Origin of the sequence: Streptomyces xylophagus (assembly GCF_000716435.1) — a bacterium.
Classification (GTDB): Bacteria; Actinomycetota; Actinomycetes; order Streptomycetales; family Streptomycetaceae; genus Streptomyces; species Streptomyces xylophagus.
On the sequence record NZ_JNWO01000182.1, the window covers coordinates 1 to 331 of the forward strand.

The following is a 331-nucleotide window of genomic DNA, read 5'->3' on the forward strand; positions in this document are numbered from 1 at the left end:
GTGGGTGGGCTCATCCATCGCGGCGACATGGAGGCATCGAGCAGCGGCGGCGACATGATGTCGTACACGCGCTTGCACAACCAGCTCGAAACGCTCTTCGAGGACGACAAGGTTCGCGGCATCCTGCTCGACATCGACAGCGGCGGCGGTGAAGCGGCCGGTCTATCCGAGCTGGTGAGCTGGCTGCCGAAAGCCTCGAAGCAAGCTGGCAAGCCAGTGTGGGGCATCGCGAACACCACGGCGGGCAGCGCGGCATACTGGCTTGCCTCCGCTACGGATCGCCTCTTCGCTGCGCCGACCGCATCGCGGATCGGCTCAGTAGGCGTCTACG

The 331-nt window shown here is 65.6% G+C and carries 1 protein-coding gene; it reads left to right on the plus strand.

From position 1 onward, the window contains the following. Positions 1 to 27: 27 nt before the first annotated feature. The coding region (locus OO70_RS50885; protein WP_199827574.1) for a S49 family peptidase at positions 28 to 331 on the plus strand (304 nt) is incomplete at its 3' end.